Below are 17118 nucleotides of genomic sequence, written 5' to 3'. Positions count from 1 at the left end.
TCGTGCGCTTGTTCCCCGATATCCCGAAGATGACGACAGATCCCTACAGAGGGTGCCCACATGGTGAGTGTTCAGTCCCCACCCGGTCGCCGAGAACTTCCCCTTGCGCGCGTGCTGTTGCTGCCCGCGATACTGATGGCCGCGGCGACCGGTGCCGCCGTCGCCCTGGTGGCGGCGCAGGCCCGGTTCGCCGTCGGCGTCTGCGGAGGCCTCGCCACCCTTCTGGTGATCGCGGCGGGAGCCGAGTCGGTCCGTCGCGGCCGGCGACTGCGGGAACTGCGCGCGGAGCGGGACCAGCGCCTCGCGTACCTGGAACGACGCGTCGCCGACCACGCCGAGGAGAACCGCCGCCTCGCCCAGGAGCACGTGCCGAGCGCCGTGCAGTGGCTGCGCGCCGGCAATTCCCCCAGGGAGGTGATGCGCGACCTCAGCGAGAGTGATCCTTCGTTCCGTGAACTCGACGACGCCCAGCGTGCCGTGGTGCGCAGGATCCTCGACATCGTCGACCACGAGGAGTCCCTGCGCGACTCCGCCCAGCGCTCCTTCGTCAGCGTCGCCCGCCGGGTGCAGGCCATCGTCCACCAACAGGCCGCGGAGCTGCGGGAGATGGAGGAGGACCACGGCCGCAACCCCGAGGTCTTCGACGACCTGCTGCGCATCGACCACGGCACCGCGCTGATCGGGCGCCTCGCCGACTCCATCGGCGTGCTCGGCGGCGGCCGGCCCGGCCGCAACTGGCCCCAGCCGGTCCCGCTGTACAGCGTGCTGCGCGGCGCCATGTCCCGCATCCTCGAATACCGGCGTATCCAGCTGGACTCCATCGCCAAGGTCAACATCCGCGGGCTGTCCGTCGAACCGCTCATCCACGCGCTCGCCGAGCTCCTCGACAACGCCACCCGCTATTCGCCCCCGCAGAGCAAGGTGCACGTCAACGCGGTCGAGGTGCAGACCGGCATCGCCATCGAGATCGAGGACGCCGGCGTCAGCCTCAGCGAAGAGGCCCGCGCCAAGGCCGAACGCATGCTGGAGCAGGCCAAGGCGGGCGTCGACATCCAGGACGTCGGCGGCACCCCGCGCCTGGGCCTCGCGGTCGTCGGCCGTCTGTGCACCTCGTTCAACCTCCAGGTCTCGCTGCGCACCTCGGCCTACGGCGGCGTCCGGGCCGTCCTCATCGTGCCGAGCGAGATGCAGACCTCCGATCCGGCCCCCGGGTTCGCGCACGGCATCGGCGCCACCGCCGTACCGCAGATCGACCTGAGCACGATCGGCGAGGGCCCCAAGCGCCCGCCCAAGAAGCGCCGCCCCACCAACGCGCGCATCCCGGCCGGAGTCTCCCTGACCGACGACGTGCCCGAGGTCACCGAGTGGACCGAGCAGGGACTGCCCCAGCGCCGCAGCAAGACCACCATCCCGATCACCCAGCGCTACGCCGAGGCGTACGCCGCCCAGGAGGCCGCCCGCGAGGGCAAGCCCGACCCGTTCGCACGGCCCGAGCCGGAGCCGCAGCCCGCTCCGGAGAAGCGCGAGCCCGGACTGGCCTTCGAGGCCTTCTGGGAGGGCCTGAAGAAAGTCGCTCCGCCCGGCGTGCACCCCACGGACTTCACCCGCAATCCGACCGCCTACCTGCACCTGCTCGAAGACAAGGCCAAGACCGAGGCCGACGATGAAGGGGACACCACGTGATCCAGCAGCGCCAAAACTTCGACTGGCTGCTCAAGGAGCTCTACGACGGCGTTCCGGGCATCGAGATGATCGTGGTGCTGTCGGCCGACGGACTGCGCATCGCCCGCTACGCCGGTGACCCCGACGCCGCCGACCGGGTCGCCGCGGCCTGCGCCGGCCTGCAGAGCCTCGCCACCGCCGTCGGACAGGAGATCCACTCCAGCAACGGCGAGATGGACATGGTCGTCATCGACCTGAGCGGCGGCTACTTCTACATGATGTCGGCCGGCGCCAACGCCTACCTCGCGGTCCTCGCCGACGTGCGCTGCGAGGCGGGCCGGATGAGCGGCATGATGCGCGACCTGGTCGTCCGCATCGGCGCCCACCTGACCAGTCCTCCCCGGCGCGACGGGCAGAACGTATGACCCCTCCGCAACGCCGGCGGCGACAACCCCTGCCCGTACCTCCCCCGCAGCCCCTGCCGTCCCCGCAAGGCGCGGAGGCCCCGCAGGAGGGGGAGGGCAAGAACCCCGAACGGCTGTACATCATCACGGGAGCGGACGGCGAGCGAGCGCCCCTCGACCTCGTCACGCTGATCGTGGCGCGCGCCGAGACGCCGTCGTCGGCCCCGCCGGAGCAGACCGCTGTGCTGCGGATGTGCGCCGCCCCGCTCTCGGTGGCCGAGGTGTCGGCCTATCTGGGCCTGCCGTTCAGCGTGGTGACGGTGCTGCTGACCGAGATGCTGGCGGCCGAGCTCGTCCAGGCACGCGCCCCCATCGTCCGGCAGCAGCTCCCCGACCGTTCCCTTCTCGAAGCGGTGATGCATGGACTTCAACGGCTCTGACACGCTCCCCGGCCCACGGGCCGAGGACCACCTGCCGCACACCACCACCGCCGCGGCGAAGATCGTCATCGTGGGCGGCTTCGGCGTCGGCAAGACCACCATGGTCGGTTCCGTCAGCGAGATCAGGCCGCTGACCACCGAGGAGACCATGACCCAGGCGGGCATCGGGATCGACGACAACTACGGTTCCGAGACCAAGACCGCCACCACCGTGGCCATGGACTTCGGCCGCATCCGCATCACCGACCAGGTCGTGCTCTACCTCTTCGGCACCCCCGGCCAGGAGCGCTTCTGGTTCCTGTGGAACGGGCTCTTCGAAGGGGCGCTGGGCGCGGTCGTCCTGGTCGACACCCGCCGCCTCGAGGTCAGCTTCGAGGTCATGGGCCGGCTGGAGGAGGGCGGCGTGCCGTTCGTCGTCGCCGTCAACACCTTCCCCGACGGGCCCCGTTACCCCCTCGACGACCTGAGGGCCGCGCTCGATCTGCCGCCCGAGATCCCGATCGTGGAGTGCGACGTCCGACGCCGCGCCTCCAGCCGCGACGTCCTGATGACCCTCATGCGCTTCCTGCACTCCCTGGCGCTCAGCCGCAGCCTCACCTGACCCGCACGGCACCCCATCCACCGACACCGGATTCAGCACAGTTTCGGAGCGACCCCCTGTGACTCCCGAACACCCCACTCCCGCCGGCACCCCCACCGGCCCGCACGACCTCGCCCTCGACCCGCCGACCGGCTGCCCCGCGCACGTGCGCGGTCCCGGCGGACTGGCCCGCCTCTACGGCCCCGGGGCGGAGGACCTGAACGAACTGTACGAGCGACTGCGCGAGGAACACGGCCCCGTGGCGCCCGTCCTGATCCACGACGACCTGCCGATGTGGATGGTCCTCGGCCACGCCGAGAACCTGCGCATGGTGCGCACGCCCTCGCAGTTCACCAAGGACAGCCGCATCTGGTCGCAGCTGATGGACGGCAGGGTCAGGCCCGACCACCCGTTGATGCCGCACATCGCCTGGCAGCCCATCTGCGCCCACGCCGAGGGCGACGAGCACAAGCGGCTGCGGGGCGCGGTCACCGCGGCCCTGGCCACCATCGACGACCGCAGCGTGCGCCGCCACATCAACCGCTCCAGCCAGCGCCTGGTCAACCGCTTCTGCGAGAAGGGCGGGGCGGACCTGGTCGGCGACTTCGCCGAGCACCTCCCGATGGCCGTGATGTGCCACGTTCTGGGCATGCCCGACGAGTACAACGACACGATGGTGCACGCCGCCCGCGACGCCCTCAAGGGCACGGAGACCGCGGTCGCGAGCCATGAGTACGTCGTGGGGGCGCTCGGCCGGCTCACCGCCCGCCGCCGCGCCGAGCCCGAGGACGACTTCACCAGCCACCTCATCGGCCACCCCGCCGGACTCACCGACGACGAGATCAGGGAGCATCTGCGCCTGGTCCTCTTCGCGGCCTACGAGGCCACCGTCAACCTGCTCTCCAACGTGCTGCGCATGGTCCTCACCGACCCGCGTTTCCTCGCCCAGCTCAACGGCGGCCAGATGACGGTGGCGGAGGCGGTCGAGCAGTCCCTGTGGGACGAGCCCCCGTTCAGCACGATCTTCGGCTACTTCGCCAAGCAGGACACGGAGCTGGGCGGCCAGCGCATCCGCCGGGGCGACGGCCTCTTCTTCTCGCCGGCGCCCGGCAACGTGGACCCCCGGGTACGCCCCGACCTGTCCGCCCACATGCAGGGCAACCGCTCCCATCTCGCCTTCGGCAGCGGCCCGCACGAGTGCCCCGGCCAGGACATCGGCCGCGCCATCGCCGACGTCGGCGTCGACGCGCTGCTGATGCGGCTGCCGGACATCCAACTCGACTGCGACGAGGACGAGTTGCGCTGGACGACGTCCATCGCCTCGCGCCACCTGGTGGAGCTGCCGGTCCGGTTCGAGCCGAAGCCGCAGCAGGACGTCAAGCACAAGCCGAGCCACGCCCCGGTCCCGCCGCAGCGGACCATGCGTCCGGTGGGCGCCCCGCCGCCGGCCATGCCCGCGCCGGAGCCCGTCGCCGAACCGGCCGCCGCGCCAAGGCCCGCACCGCCCGCGCCGCCCGCACAGCCCGTCCCGGCCTCCCCTCAGCCGGCCGCGGCGGCCCGCAGGCCGAACGCCTGGCGCCGCTTCCTTGCCTGGTGGCGCGGCTACTGAGCCGGTCTCCCGTAACCGCCTACCGAGCGGTTTCCGGCTGTGCGGCGTCGGCCCAGCGGTCGTACGACGCCCAGGCCTGCAGCATGCGTCCGCTGCGCAGCCGGTGCTCCGTCCCCGTGACCGGATCGGTGAACTCCAGTTCCCGCGCGAGCAGTTGGAGCGGGCGCCGGAAGTCGCCGGCCGGCACGGGGGCGGCCACCTCGGGGTAGAGCGGATCCCCGAGGATCGGCACGCCGAGGGCGTTCAGATGGACGCGCAGCTGGTGCGTCTGCCCCGTCGCGGGCAGCAGTCGGTAGCGGCCGAGCTCCCGGGCGGCGCTGTGCTCGAGCAGTTCCACGCGGGTCACCGCGTTCGGCTCGCCCGCCACCTCGTAGGCGGCCAGGACCCCGCGCTCCTTGACGATCCGGCTGCGCACCGTGCGGGGCAGGACGAGAGCGGGGTCGTACGGCGCGACGGCCTCGTACACCTTGCGCACCCGGCGCTCACGGAACAGCCCCTGATAGGCGCCCCGTTCCTGCGGCCGCACCGTGAACAGCACCAGTCCGGCCGTGAGCCGGTCCAGGCGGTGCGCGGCGCCGAGCGCGGGAAGGCCCAGCTCCCGCCGCAGCCGGGCCAGCGCGGTCTCCGTGACATGGCTGCCGCGCGGGGTGGTGGCCAGGAAGTGCGGCTTGTCGACGACGACGATGTGCTCGTCGCGGTACACGATCTCCAGCGGGAACGGCACGGGCGTCTCGGCCGGCAGCTCGCGGTGGAACCACACGAACATGCCCGGCACGTACGGCGCGTCGGGGGCGATCGGCGTCCCGTCGGCGCCGACCACCAGGCCGGCCGCGAGCATTCCGTCCACGATCGGCGCGCGCGCCTCGCCGAGCCGCTCCACCAGGTGCTCCCGGACGGTGGCCCAGGCGCCCTCGCCGGGCAGCCGCACCCGCACCGGGTCGATCCCGTCGCGCTGCGGCAGGGGGGAGGGCGGGGGAGGGGTGCGGCGTCTCATCGGGGTCCAGCGTACGGCGCGGGGAGGGGCCCTGCGGGAGCCCGGGTCCGGCGCCGTGCGGTGACGGGGAAATCCGGTTGACGTCCAGCGGCTTCTTGGCAGGATGCCGATCATGCCCTACACCGCCGACCCCGTCCTGCCCGCCGGTACCCTCGCGGACGCCCCGCAGCCCGAGCTCCGCACCGGCGACGGCCTGCTGCTGCGCCCCTGGCGGGCCGGCGACGCGCCGGCCGTCCACGCCGCCTTCCAGGACCCGGCGATGCACCAGTGGCACATCCGGGCCGCCGACTCCGAGGAGGAGGTGGCGGGCTGGATCGAGGAGTGGCGGGCGTGCTGGCAGCAGGAGCGCAACGCCCAGTGGGCCGTCGTCGACGCGCACACCGACGACCTGCTGGGCCGCGTGGCGCTGCGCGGCGTCCAGCTGGCCGAGGGCGTGGCCGAGGTCGCCTACTGGACGACCAGGACGGCCCGCGGCAGGGGGGTCGCGCCACGCGCCACGACCGCCCTCACCCGGTGGGCCTTCGACGAGATCGGCTTCCACCGCCTGGAGCTGATGCACGCCACCGCCAACGAGGCCTCCTGCCGGGTCGCCGGCAAGGCGGGCTTCGCCCTGGAGGGCACCAGGCGCAGTGCGGCACTCCACCAGGACGGCTGGCACGACATGCACCTGCACGCGCGCGTACAGGGCGACTGACTCTCGGCCGCCCCGCACGCACGCGTGCACGCCCTGGGGGCGTCCTCGGGCTAAGCGTGTCCTCGGACCGCCTCCGTCTCCGGGAGCGCGGTCGCCGGGCCGGTCGTGCGGCCGCGGTACGCGCGGAAGGCGACGCCCGCCGCGACCGTCGCGGTCAGGAAGAGCACGGTGAACCACTGGAAGTACCAGTGCCCGCCCGCCGGGTCGTACACCGCGGCCCGCGGCCAGGCCAGATTGACCGTCATCAGCAGGCCGTACAGGAGCGCGAGGGCGTTCACCGGGACGCCCCAGCGGCCCAGGGAGAACAGCGGGGCGCCCGTCTCGTCCGTGCCGGCCGAGGAGAATCCGCCCCGCAGTCTGCGGACCAGCAGCGGCCCGGTGACCATCGCGTACGCCAGGTACAGCATCACGATGCAGGTGGTGCCGATGGCCAGGAAGGCGTCCGGAGACGCGAAGTTGAGCAGCAGCAGGGCGGCGGCGAGGACGCCGACGACCAGGGCGGGGGCGCTCGGCATGCCGGTGCGGGGGTTCACGCGCGAGAGGCGGGCGGAGAGAGGCAGTTGGCCGTCGCGGGCCATGGAGAACAGCATGCGGCAGGCCGCGGTCTGGATGGCGAGCGTGGCCACCGCGATCGCCACCACCACGTCGGCCAGCAGCACCTTGCCGACGCCGTCGCCGAGGCTGCTGGTGAGGACGTAGCTGAGCCCGTCGACGCCGAGGCGGCCGTCGCTGAGGCTGGGCGCGGCCAGCAGTCCGCCGAGCACGATGAGTCCGCCGAGCAGTCCTGCCGCGCCGAGTGCGGTGAGGATCGTGCGGGGCGCGGTACGCCGGGGGTGGTGGGTCTCCTCGCTCATCTCGCCCGCGCTGTCGAAGCCGATCATCACGTAGGCGGCCGTGAACGAGCCCACCGCGAGCGCCCCGAACAGCCCGGACTGGGCCGCGCCCGTGGTGTGGAAGGTGATGCCGGGGGTCCGCTCGGAGTGGGTCAGCAGCAGGACGACGATGAGGACCGCGCCGATGATCTCTGCGGTCACGCCGACCCGGTTGACCAGGGACATCACCCGGTTGTCCAGGACGTTGACGAGCGTGGTCAGCACCAGCAGGACCACGCCGAGCAGGGCGGCGTTGGCCGCGCCGTCGGGGGAGGTGGGCGCCGGGTCGTCGCCGATCAGCTGGAAACCGGACCAGATCGCGGGCAGGACCATCTGCAGCGCGAGGGCCGCAGCCGCGACCACCACGATCTGGCCGATCACCATGATCCAGCCCGCGAACCAGCCGAACGACGGCGTCGACAGCCGTGACGACCACTGGTAGATCGCGCCGGAGATCGGGTAGCGCGCCGCCAGTTCCGCGAAGCACGCGGCGACCAGCAGCTGTCCGGCCAGCACGACCGGCCACGCCCAGAAGAAGACCGGGCCGCCGAAGGCGTACCCGAAGGCGAAGAACTGGAAGACGGTCGTCAGGACGGAGATGAAGGAGAACCCGGCGGCGAACGAGGCGTACCGGCCCAGGCTGCGATGCAGTTCCTGGCGGTAGCCGAACTCGGCGAGCGATCCGTCGCCCACGTCGGGGTGGTGCGGCGGGTCGGGACGTACGTCGGTGGAAGTCGGGGTCGTCGTCACGGCGGAACCTGCCTTGGGCCCAGGGAACGGAATTCCTGTCGGGCGACAGAAATTAGGGACGGGCTGTTTCGTGCGCGTCACGCGGGCGTGTCCGGAGCGGGCCCAAGTCCTCACGTCGCTCCGGCCTCACTCGATCGCGTTACATCGCGTCTCTTGTGGGCCTGCCCGAAACACGATATGTTCGGCTACGGATATTCGTGGTCGAGGGTCATGGCCGATGCCGTGACCGCGTGGCCGAAGCCGTGAGCGAAGGCCCGAGGCCGATCGGCCGGGGGAGAGGGAGGTGATCGCCGTGGCGGGCAGGCGCCGCAAGCTCGGCAACCCGTTGGCGCTCGCCGTGCTGACGACGCTTCTGCAGAAGCCGATGCACCCCTACGAGATCGCCCAGACCCTGCGCAGTCAGGGCAAGGACACCAGCACGAAGACCAACTACGGCTCGCTCTACACGGTCGTGCAGAACCTCGAGAAGCACGGCCTCGTCGAGGTGACCGGCGTCGAGCGCCAGGGCAACCGCCCCGAGCGCACGGTGTACGGACTCACCGGGGCCGGGCGGGAGGAGATGGCCGAGTGGCTGTCCGACCTGCTCGCCGTCCCCGCCAAGGAGTACCCGATCTTCGAGACGGCCCTGTCGCTGATGGCGGCGCTGCCGCCGGACGAGGTGGAGAGGCTGCTGAAGACCCGGCTGAGCTCGCTCGAGGTGCAGTTGGCGAGCGGACGCGGCGCGCTGGCGAAGGTGTCGGAGACGGTGCCGCGGCTCTTCCTCGTGGAGGTCGAGTACCAGCTGCACATGATCCAGGCGCAGGCGGAGTGGGTCGGCGGCTTCCTCGAGGAGCTGAGCAAGGGTTCGCTGCCCGGCGTCGACGAGTGGCGGCGGTTCCACGAAACGGAGGAGCCGACCGAGTCCAGACCATGAGAGAGCAGACCCCGGAAGGCCTGTTGCAGCAGGCCCGCCGGGGTCTCGAACCCCGAGCTGAACCCGCCGAGAGGCAGTTCCAGGCGATCGAGGTGCGGCACACCCAGGATAGCCCGGCGCTTCTCCGGCGGATCAGCGAGCCATGTCCGCTCACATCCGCTCACCCAGGAGAGCATCGTCATGAGTGCTACCCGTGCGCCCGCAGTGCAGGCGCGTCGACTCGTCAAGACCTACCCGGGCGGTGTCACCGCGCTGGACGGCCTCGACGTCACCGTGGAGTCCGGCACCGTCTTCGGGCTGCTCGGCCCCAACGGCGCCGGCAAGTCCACCACCGTCAAGATCCTCACCACGCTCGCCCGCCCCGACTCGGGCTCGGCCACCGTGGCCGGCCACGACGTGCTGCGCCACCCGGACCGGGTGCGCCGGGCGATCGGCGTGGTCGCGCAGAACTCCGGCGCCGACCCGGTCGCCGGCGGCCGCGACAACCTCCGCCTCCAAGGGAGGCTCTACGGGCTGAAGGGCGCCGCCCTGGACCGCCGGGTCGACGAACTGCTCGAGCGGTTCGCGCTCACCGACGCCGCCCGTCGCCCGGTCAAGGGCTACTCCGGCGGCATGCGGCGCCGGCTCGACGTGGCCCTCGGCCTGGTGCACCGGCCCGAGGTGCTGTTCCTCGACGAGCCGACCACCGGCCTGGACCCGGAGTCCCGCGGCGCCATGTGGGACGAGATCGGCCGGCTGGCCGGCGAGGAGGGGCTGACCATCCTGCTCACCACCCACTACCTGGAGGAGGCCGACCGGCTCGCCGAACGGGTCGCGATCGTCGACCGCGGCCGGATCGTCGTCACGGGCGCCCCGGAGGCCCTCAAGGGTGAACTCCGCGGCGACGCCGTGCACGTGCGGTTGCGCGGCGAACTCGGGGACGGCGGTCGCGCGCTGCTGCAGGGCGCCCTCGGCGGACTGCCCGGCGTACATGAGGTGGTGTGCGAGGGAAGGACGGTGAGCGTGCGCGCGCAGGACGGCGCCGCGGCGGTGCCCGTGCTGCTCGGTGCGCTGGAGCGGGCCGGGGTCGCCGTCGTCGGCGCGACCGTGTCCCGCCCGTCCCTCGACGACGTCTACCTGCGCTACGCGGGCCGCCGTTACGCCGAGGCGCAAGCCGGCGGCGACGCCGGCTCGGCCGACCCGCTCGTCCTGGCCGGGGGCGCCCGATGAGCACGACGATCGTGCAGACCTGGTGGATGACGCAACGTCAGCTGATGGTGTTCGCCCGTCAGCCCGCGTACGCCGTGATCACGCTGATCCAGCCGGTGATCTGGCTGTTCCTCTTCGGCAGTCTCTTCAGGAACGTCGTCGAGCTGGGTGGTTTCGGCACCGGCTCCTATCTGGACTACCTGGTGCCGGGCGTCGTGGTGATGAGCGCGCTCGCCTCCAACCTGTGGGCGGGCATGGGCACGTTGGAGGAGATCCAGCGCGGCACGCTCAACCGCTTCCTGACCACCCCGGCCAGCCGGGCCGCGTTGATGAACGGCAACGTCGTCCACAACGGCATCGTCACCGCGCTCCAGTCGGTCGTCATCGTGCTGCTCGGTCTGGCGGGCGGAGCGGACTACCCGGGCGGCTTCGTGGGCGTCGTCGTCCTGGTCGTCGCCTCGGTGCTGCTGGGCACGGTCTTCGGGGCGCTGTCCAACGCGCTGGGCATGCTGGTGCGGGAGCGGGAGTCGATCATCGGCGTCAACACGTTCCTGCTGCTGCCGCTGACCTTCCTCTCCAGCGCGTTCATGGCGCCGGACCGGATGCCCGGCTGGATCCGGGAGGCCGCCCGCTTCAACCCCTTGGACTGGGCGATGGTCGCGGGCCGTTCGGCGCTGTCCGCCGATCCCGACCTGGGCGCGGTGCTCGTCCGCGTCGGGGGGCTGCTCGCGCTCGCGGTGGCGGCCGTGTGGCTGTCCATACGGACGTTCAGGTCGTACCAGCGGTCGGTATAGCGACGGGCCGGCGGGCGGGCGCCGGAGCGCGGCGGCCACGAGGTGTCGGGCGGCCCGCTCCAGCGGGCGGGCCGTGTCCGCCCGGTCCGTGCGGCCGGGCACGCTCGCGCCGGTTCACGCGGCCGGGTTCGCGCCCTCCTGCTCCGCCTCCACGCGCGCGTTCCACTCGCGCTTCGCGGCCTGCCAGCCGTCCTCGTTGTGACCGAGCCGCCAGTAGCCGGAGATCGACAGGTCCTCACGCGGGAGCTGCAACTCGACGCGCAGCAGCCTGCGCAGCTCCTTCACGCCGGCCGCCTCGCCGTGCACGAACACATGCGGGCGGCCCGCGGGGAACTCGAGCGCCCGCACGGCCTCGACGAGTTTCTCGCCGACCGGCCGCTCGCCGCGGTGCAGCCAGACGACCTCGACGTCGGAGTCGATCTTCTGCTCCTCCTCGGGGCCGGTCACCTCGATGAAGGCGTGGGCGACGGCGCCGGCGGGCAGCGACTCCAGGGCGGCCGCGATGGCGGGCAGGGCGCTCTCGTCGCCGGCCAGCAGATGCCAGTCGGCGGAGGGGTCGGGGGCGTACGCGCCGCCGGGGCCCAGGAACCGGACGGTCTCGCCGGGCTGCACGCGCGCGGCCCACGGCCCGGCCAGGCCCTCGTCGCCGTGGAGGACGAAGTCGAGGGTCAGCTCGCGGTGTTCGGCGTTCCAGTGGCGCACCGTGTACGTGCGGGTCACGGGCCACTGGTCGCGGGGGAACTCGGCCCGGACGCGCTCCAGGTCGAAGGGCTCCGGGTAGTCGACGCCCTCGGGGCCGAAGAGGAGTTTGACGTAATGGTCGGTGCAGGCGCCCGTGGCGAACTCCGCGAGCCCCTCGCCGCCCAGCACGACGCGCTGCATGTGCGGGGTGAGCCGTTCGGTGCGGACGACCTGCGCGGAGTGGGGCTTCCGCGGCTTCCGTGCCGGACGTTCTGCCATGACGGCCTCCCAGTCATCCTTGCTTAGGTAAACCTAAGTTAGCATCTCTCCTCTGGGGACGCCGTCAGGTCGGGTGTCCTCTCGGCGCCTCTTCCGCGAGCGGGCCCGTCGGACCGGGCAGGGCGTGCCCCGGTGCGGAGGCGACGCCTACGCGTGCCGTGCGCCCAACGTCGTCAGCAGCCGCTGCAGCGACCCGCCGAGACCCCAGCGTGCCGCCAGCGCCTCCAGCGTCTCCCCGTCCCGAGGCGCGTGGGGGAGAGCGGTGCTCACCTCGGGCAGCGGCACGTCGTCGGCGACCTTGACCACCTTGGGCGCGACGGCGACGTACGGCCGCGACTCGTCCAGCCGCCTGCGCTGCGACGGCGTCAGCTTCGCCTTCGGGTCGTCGACCGCCGCCATGATCCCGGCCAGATCGCCGAACTCCGTCAGCAGCTTGGCCGCGGTCTTCTCCCCGATGCCCGGCACACCCGGCAGGCCGTCGCTGGGGTCGCCGCGCAGCAGGGCCAGGTCCGCGTACCCGCGCCCGTCGACCCCGTACTTCTCGCGCAGCCACGCCTCGTCCGTCAGCTGCAGCGAGCCGACGCCCTTCAGCGGGTACAGGACCCGCACCCCGCGTGCGTCGTCCACGAGTTGGTAGAGGTCGCGGTCGCCGGTGACGATGTCGACCGGGCCCTTCGCCCGCCCGGTGAACGTGCCGATCACGTCGTCCGCCTCGTACCCCGCGACGCCCACGCGCGCGATGCCGAGCGCGTCCAGGACGGCCTCGATGATCGGTACCTGGGGCGAGAGGGTGTCCGGCACCTCCTCCTCGTCCGGTCCGCTCTCGCGGACCTCGGCGACGCGGTGCGCCTTGTAGGACGGGATGAGGTCGACCCGCCACTGGGGCCGCCAGTCGGCGTCCATGCAGGCGACGAGGTCGTCGGGCCGGTGGTCCTTCACCAGCCGGTCGATGAACTCCAGCAGTCCGCGCACCGCGTTCACGGGGGTGCCGTCAGGCGCCCGCACAGAGTCCGGGACGCCGAAGTAGGCGCGGAAGTACAGCGAGGCGGTGTCGAGAAGCATCAGTCGTCCGGTCACGCCACGCATCATGCCGCACGGACGCCCCACCGACCGCCGACGACCGGGGCGAGGCCGCCGCCGCGTGGCAGGACGCGGCAGCCACCCGGCCGCAGAGGAATCGCGGCCCGGCCGACGCGTGGGTACCGACGGCCGATCCGGGGCAGGAAAGCCGGGCGGCGCGGTGACCTGACAGCACCGCGACCGCCCTGCGAGGGGCGGGCCGACGTACGCCCTCCACGGCGGCCGGCCGGGCCCGCCCCTCGTGTCGTGGTGGAGGCGCGGACGATACTCGTCCACAGCATGGATCCGGCCAACCACAGAGCGCTACGCTCAGACCCGGACCGGGCTCTCCCGAGGGCCGGGGACGAGCGGGAACACGGGCGGCCGTCCGCGCATTGAACCGGTAGGCCGTGGGGCGCGCCTCCCGCCGGGGTCTGCGCGGTCCCGTCGGCTGGCGTGAACTGTGAGGTCCGACGTCACGCCGGGTGTCGTCGATGTGACAGGCCCGTGAAACGGTTTGCCGAACATGCGTAGGGTGCAGAGAACTCATCAGAGGACGTGTCCGAGGACACACGGCACCGACGAGCGAAGGAGGGAGCCGGAGCGATGGGCGACCACAAAGAACAGCCCCTGCGGGTGGGCGCGGCCGTGCGGCGCCGGCGCCGCTCCCTGGAGCTCACCCTCGCCGTCGTGGCCGAGCGCAGCGGCCTCTCCGTCCCGTTCCTGAGCCAGATCGAGAACGACCGGGCGCGGCCCAGCACCAGCTCCCTGGAGAAGGTCGCCGACGCCCTGCGCACCACCGCCGTGGAACTCCTGGCCGCCGCCGACCCCGCCTGCAGCGTCGACGTGGTCCGCGCCGAGATCGCCGAGCCGGACACGGGCGCCGGGCCCGGTCCGGAGCCGCGCTCGCGTTCCCTGGTCCGCGGGCACCACCAGATGCACGCCTCCGAGTTCACCGGCGACCATGACGCGGGCCGCGAGTTCCAGTACCGCAACGACCAGCTGATGTACGTCGCCGACGGCGCGGTGGAGATCGAGGCGGAGGGGCGTGCCTACCGGCTGGGCCGCGGCGACACCCTGTACCTCACCGGCGGGGTCCGCCACCGCTGGCGGGCCACGGTGCCGGACACCCGGGTGGTCGTCGTCGCGGTGGCCGAGCACATCGAGGCCGTACGGGACCGGGACCGGGGCCGGAAACGCTAGTGCGGGTCGTCTCACTGGTGCCGTCGCTGACCGAGGCGGTGGCCGCGTCCGCGCCCGGCGTCCTGGTCGGCGCCACGAACTGGTGCTCCCACCCGGCCGGCCTGGACGTCGCCCGGATCGGCGGCACCAAGAACCCCGACGTGGGACGCGTCGTCGCGCTCGCCCCCGACCTCGTGATCGCCAACGAGGAGGAGAACCGCGCGCCCGACATCGCGGCGCTGCGCGCGGCGGGTCTCGACGTGCTGGTGACGGAGGTCCGCGACGTCGCGCAGGCCTTCCGGGAGCTGTCACGGGTGCTCCGGGCATGCGGAGCACCCGCGCGGCCGCAGTGGCTCGCCGAGGCGGAGGAGGCGTGGGCGGCTCCCGCGTCGCCCGCCCGCCGGACGGCCGTCGTGCCGGTCTGGCGCCGCCCGTGGACGGTCCTGGGCCGCGACACCTTCGCCGGGGACGTGCTGGCCCGTCTGGGCGTCCACCAGGTGTACTCCGGGCACGCCGAGCGCTACCCGCGGATGGCGGTCGAGGACCTGCTCGCCGTCGGCCCGGACCTGGTCGTCCTGCCGGACGAGCCCTACCGCTTCACCGCCGACGACGGCCCGGAGGCCTTTCCCGGCCTGCCCTGCGCGCTGGTCAGCGGACGGCACCTGACGTGGTACGGGCCGTCACTGGCCGAGGCGCCGCGGGTGCTGGGCGGGGCGCTGCGAGCAGCCGGCCGCTGAGCAGCCCGCGGACGGTGTGCGACGCGGCCACCCCCCAGGCGGCCGCCAGGGCGACGTACAGCGCGCAGGCGAGCAGGTCGTAGACGACGAGCCCGGTGTGCCGGGCCAGCGCCGCGGCCCCGGTCACACATGTGCCGACCGGGAAGGTGAACGCCCACCACGTCATCGCGAAGCCCATCCCGTGCCGGCGGGCGCGCACCACGTGCGTCGCGGCCAGGCAGAGCCAGAGCAGCGCGAACCCCATGACGGGCGCCCCGTACAGCACGGCGAGCGCGGCGAGACCGCGGCCTTCCGGGCCGGGCAGGACCCCTGGAGCGATCTCCGCGAACCGTGCGACGGCCGTGGTGGACTGTCCGAGGGGGCCGAGGACCAGGAACAGGGTCGGGGTCGAGGCGAGCGGCAGCGGCCCGCCGGTCACCAGCCGCGCGAACACCAGCGGCAGCATGACGAACGTGCCGAGCAGACTCAGTCCGAACAGCGCGACGCATGCGAGCAGCAGCGTCTCCCGCGGCTGCCCGGCGGGCAGGTGGGGCGCCAGCGACGGGCCCACCGCGGCGGACACCATGGGCGCGACCAGCGGCAGCAGCCACACCGGCGTGGCCTGGGAGGTCTCCACCCGGTGGCGTACGGCCATCAGGTACGGGACGGCCACGGCGGCGGCGAGCGCGACGGCCGTGCCCACGGTGAAGAGCACGGCGTCGAGGGCGACCGCGGCCGGCGTGCCGATCCAGTGCCGGCCGACGGTGAGCGCGCCGCCCCCGACGGCGAGCAGCGCCATCGCGAGACAGCCGTAGAACGGCGCCGTCGCCGGGTCGAGGAGATGGGCGCGGGCCTGGTCGCGGTGGTGCCGCCAGTGCAGCGCGCGGGCGGCGAGCAGGACCAGCAGGAGCACCAGGGAGAGCGCCCAGAACGCCGTGCAGAGCGGCCGCAGCCCGGGCGGCCGGACGGGAAGCGCGGCGCCCGCCGTGCCGAGGATCGCGGTGCCCATGACCGTGGCGTACCACTGAGGTCCGAGGTGACGGACGGCTCGGGCGCGCGGACGGGAGAGGGCGAACAGGGGCTGGGCGGCGGTGACCATGACTCCACGGTCGCCCGGCCGGGCATCCGCCACCAGGGACGATGACTCTATGGGGGCATAAGCTGGGCTTATGGGGAGTGCGGCGGGAGCGCGGGACGCGCAGCAACGGGACACGCAGGAACAGGGGCCGGGCGGCGGTTCGATCGCGCACCGCGTTCCGGACCTGGGCGCGTTGGAGCTGCTTCTGGCGGTGGCCCGGCTGGGCAGCCTCGGCGCGGCCGCGCGTGAGCTCGGCATCACCCAGCCCGCCGCGAGCAGCCGGATCCGCTCCATGGAACGTCAGTTGGGCGTGGCCCTGGTGGACCGGTCGCCCCGCGGCTCCCGCCTGACGGACGCGGGCGCGCTGGTGACGGACTGGGCGCGACGGATCGTCGAGGCGGCGGAGGCCTTCGACGCGGGCGCGCAGGCGCTGCGCGACCGCCGTGACTCACGGCTGCGGGTGGCCGCCAGCATGACCATCGCCGAGTATCTGCTGCCCGGCTGGCTGCTCGCCCTGCGCGCCGGCCGGCCGGACACCGCGGTGTCCCTGCTCGCGGGCAACTCGGCTGCCGTCGCCGAACGGCTGCTGGCCGGGGAGGCGGATCTGGGTTTCGTGGAGGGCCTCACCGTCCCGCCCGGTCTGGACTCCGCCGTGATAGCCCATGACCGCCTCATCGTGGTCGTGGCGCCCGCGCACCCGTGGGCCCGCCGCCGGCGCCCGCTTCCCGCCGCCGAACTGGCGTCGACGCCGCTGATCCAGCGGGAGAAGGGCTCCGGGACCCGTCAGGTCCTCGACACGGCCCTCGGCGGTCTGGCCCGCCCGCTGATCGAGCTGTCCTCGACGACGGCGGTGAAGGCGGCCGTGGTGAGCGGGGCGGGGCCGGCGGTCCTCTCCGAGCTGGCGGTCGGCGAGGAGCTGGCGCTGCGCCGGCTCGTCGGCATCCCGGTCGAGGGAGTCTCCCTGGCCCGGGACCTCAGGGCCGTCTGGCCGACGGGCCACCGCCCCACCGGCCCGGCCCGCGAACTGCTGTCCCTCACGCGAGGCTGACGGCCCGGCGACGGGACGTCCACGTGTGAGGCCGTCGTGGGCGGGGACGTCCGCGTGCGGGGGCGGGGACGCCTGCGTGCGGGGCGTTCGCATGCGGGGCGTTCGTGTGCTCGTGGCGGGGACGCCTGCGTGCGGGGCGTTCGCATGCGGGGGCGGGGGAGACATCTGCGTGCCG

17 protein-coding genes are annotated in these 17118 nt (G+C 73.1%); 12 read left to right on the top strand and 5 right to left on the bottom strand.

Annotation, left to right across the window (positions count from 1 at the left end; translation table 11 throughout):
- Positions 1-60 precede the first annotated feature (60 nt).
- Genes ACN6LD_RS23630 through ACN6LD_RS23610 form a run of 5 tightly spaced genes read left to right on the top strand, consistent with a single transcriptional unit; the run spans position 61 to position 4695 of the window.
- Positions 61-1683 carry a sensor histidine kinase gene (locus ACN6LD_RS23630; protein WP_319191136.1) on the top strand — a complete coding sequence of 541 codons (1623 nt, stop codon included), beginning with the start codon at positions 61-63 and terminating at the stop codon, positions 1681-1683.
- Positions 1680-2087 carry a roadblock/LC7 domain-containing protein gene (locus ACN6LD_RS23625; RefSeq protein ID WP_319191134.1) on the top strand — a complete coding sequence of 136 codons (408 nt, stop codon included), beginning with the start codon at positions 1680-1682 and terminating at the stop codon, positions 2085-2087. The genes ACN6LD_RS23630 and ACN6LD_RS23625 overlap by 4 nt, the downstream gene beginning before the upstream one ends.
- Positions 2084-2506, top strand: a complete 423-nt coding sequence (locus ACN6LD_RS23620) for a DUF742 domain-containing protein (RefSeq protein WP_445044185.1) — start codon at positions 2084-2086, stop codon at positions 2504-2506. The genes ACN6LD_RS23625 and ACN6LD_RS23620 overlap by 4 nt, the downstream gene beginning before the upstream one ends.
- Positions 2487-3107, top strand: coding sequence for a GTP-binding protein (locus ACN6LD_RS23615; RefSeq protein ID WP_319166164.1), 621 nt, complete (start codon positions 2487-2489; stop codon positions 3105-3107). The genes ACN6LD_RS23620 and ACN6LD_RS23615 overlap by 20 nt, the downstream gene beginning before the upstream one ends.
- Before the next feature lie 58 nt (positions 3108-3165).
- Positions 3166-4695, top strand: coding sequence for a cytochrome P450 (locus ACN6LD_RS23610; RefSeq protein WP_445044184.1), 1530 nt, complete (start codon positions 3166-3168; stop codon positions 4693-4695).
- Between the two features lie 19 nt (positions 4696-4714).
- Here the strand turns inward: ACN6LD_RS23610 and ACN6LD_RS23605 are convergent, their stop codons facing one another.
- Positions 4715-5689, bottom strand: coding sequence for an RluA family pseudouridine synthase (locus ACN6LD_RS23605; protein ID WP_445044183.1), 975 nt, complete (start codon positions 5687-5689; stop codon positions 4715-4717).
- 112 nt (positions 5690-5801) lie between these two features.
- On the opposite strand from ACN6LD_RS23605, the gene ACN6LD_RS23600 reads away from it, so the two are divergent.
- Positions 5802-6383, top strand: coding sequence for a GNAT family N-acetyltransferase (locus ACN6LD_RS23600; RefSeq protein WP_319195196.1), 582 nt, complete (start codon positions 5802-5804; stop codon positions 6381-6383).
- Between the two features lie 50 nt (positions 6384-6433).
- Here ACN6LD_RS23600 and ACN6LD_RS23595 read toward each other — a convergent pair whose 3' ends face one another.
- Positions 6434-8005: an amino acid permease gene (locus ACN6LD_RS23595; protein WP_319195194.1), complete on the bottom strand. Its 1572-nt coding sequence runs from the start codon at positions 8003-8005 to the stop codon at positions 6434-6436.
- A 292-nt stretch (positions 8006-8297) separates the two neighbouring features.
- Here ACN6LD_RS23595 and ACN6LD_RS23590 point away from each other — a divergent pair, with 292 nt between their 5' ends.
- From ACN6LD_RS23590 to ACN6LD_RS23580, 3 genes are all read left to right on the top strand, one after another.
- Positions 8298-8918, top strand: a complete 621-nt coding sequence (locus ACN6LD_RS23590) for a PadR family transcriptional regulator (RefSeq protein ID WP_319195203.1) — start codon at positions 8298-8300, stop codon at positions 8916-8918.
- Positions 8919-9098: 180 nt separating this feature from the next.
- Positions 9099-10127 carry an ATP-binding cassette domain-containing protein gene (locus ACN6LD_RS23585; RefSeq protein ID WP_445044182.1) on the top strand — a complete coding sequence of 343 codons (1029 nt, stop codon included), beginning with the start codon at positions 9099-9101 and terminating at the stop codon, positions 10125-10127.
- Positions 10124-10900: an ABC transporter permease gene (locus tag ACN6LD_RS23580; RefSeq protein WP_319195191.1), complete on the top strand. Its 777-nt coding sequence runs from the start codon at positions 10124-10126 to the stop codon at positions 10898-10900. The genes ACN6LD_RS23585 and ACN6LD_RS23580 overlap by 4 nt, the downstream gene beginning before the upstream one ends.
- Positions 10901-11014: 114 nt before the next feature.
- Here the strand turns inward: ACN6LD_RS23580 and ACN6LD_RS23575 are convergent, their stop codons facing one another.
- Together ACN6LD_RS23575 and ACN6LD_RS23570 are read right to left on the bottom strand one after the other, a co-directional pair.
- The gene (locus ACN6LD_RS23575; protein WP_319195190.1) at positions 11015-11860 is read right to left on the bottom strand and encodes a siderophore-interacting protein; all 846 of its coding nucleotides are present in this window, start codon (positions 11858-11860) and stop codon (positions 11015-11017) included.
- Positions 11861-12007: 147 nt separating this feature from the next.
- Positions 12008-12946 carry a 5'-3' exonuclease gene (locus ACN6LD_RS23570; protein WP_445044197.1) on the bottom strand — a complete coding sequence of 313 codons (939 nt, stop codon included), beginning with the start codon at positions 12944-12946 and terminating at the stop codon, positions 12008-12010.
- Between the two features lie 579 nt (positions 12947-13525).
- Here ACN6LD_RS23570 and ACN6LD_RS23565 point away from each other — a divergent pair.
- Both ACN6LD_RS23565 and ACN6LD_RS23560 read left to right on the top strand, forming a co-directional pair.
- Positions 13526-14122, top strand: coding sequence for a helix-turn-helix domain-containing protein (locus tag ACN6LD_RS23565; protein WP_319195188.1), 597 nt, complete (start codon positions 13526-13528; stop codon positions 14120-14122).
- Entirely contained in the window at positions 14122-14838 is a 717-nt protein-coding gene (locus tag ACN6LD_RS23560) for a helical backbone metal receptor (RefSeq protein ID WP_445044181.1), read from the top strand. The genes ACN6LD_RS23565 and ACN6LD_RS23560 overlap by 1 nt, the downstream gene beginning before the upstream one ends.
- On the opposite strand, the gene ACN6LD_RS23555 is transcribed toward ACN6LD_RS23560, so the two are convergent.
- Positions 14750-15916, bottom strand: a complete 1167-nt coding sequence (locus ACN6LD_RS23555) for a TDT family transporter (protein ID WP_445044180.1) — start codon at positions 15914-15916, stop codon at positions 14750-14752. The genes ACN6LD_RS23560 and ACN6LD_RS23555 overlap by 89 nt on opposite strands.
- Before the next feature lie 70 nt (positions 15917-15986).
- Between ACN6LD_RS23555 and ACN6LD_RS23550 the strand changes: the two genes are divergently transcribed.
- Positions 15987-16943, top strand: coding sequence for a LysR family transcriptional regulator (locus ACN6LD_RS23550; protein ID WP_319195184.1), 957 nt, complete (start codon positions 15987-15989; stop codon positions 16941-16943).
- Positions 16944-17118: the final 175 nt, after the last annotated feature.

The organism is Streptomyces sp. SAS_272, from assembly GCF_052543235.1.
The sequence above is the reverse complement of the archived record's forward strand: the minus strand, read 5'-3'. Positions and strand labels throughout refer to the sequence as shown.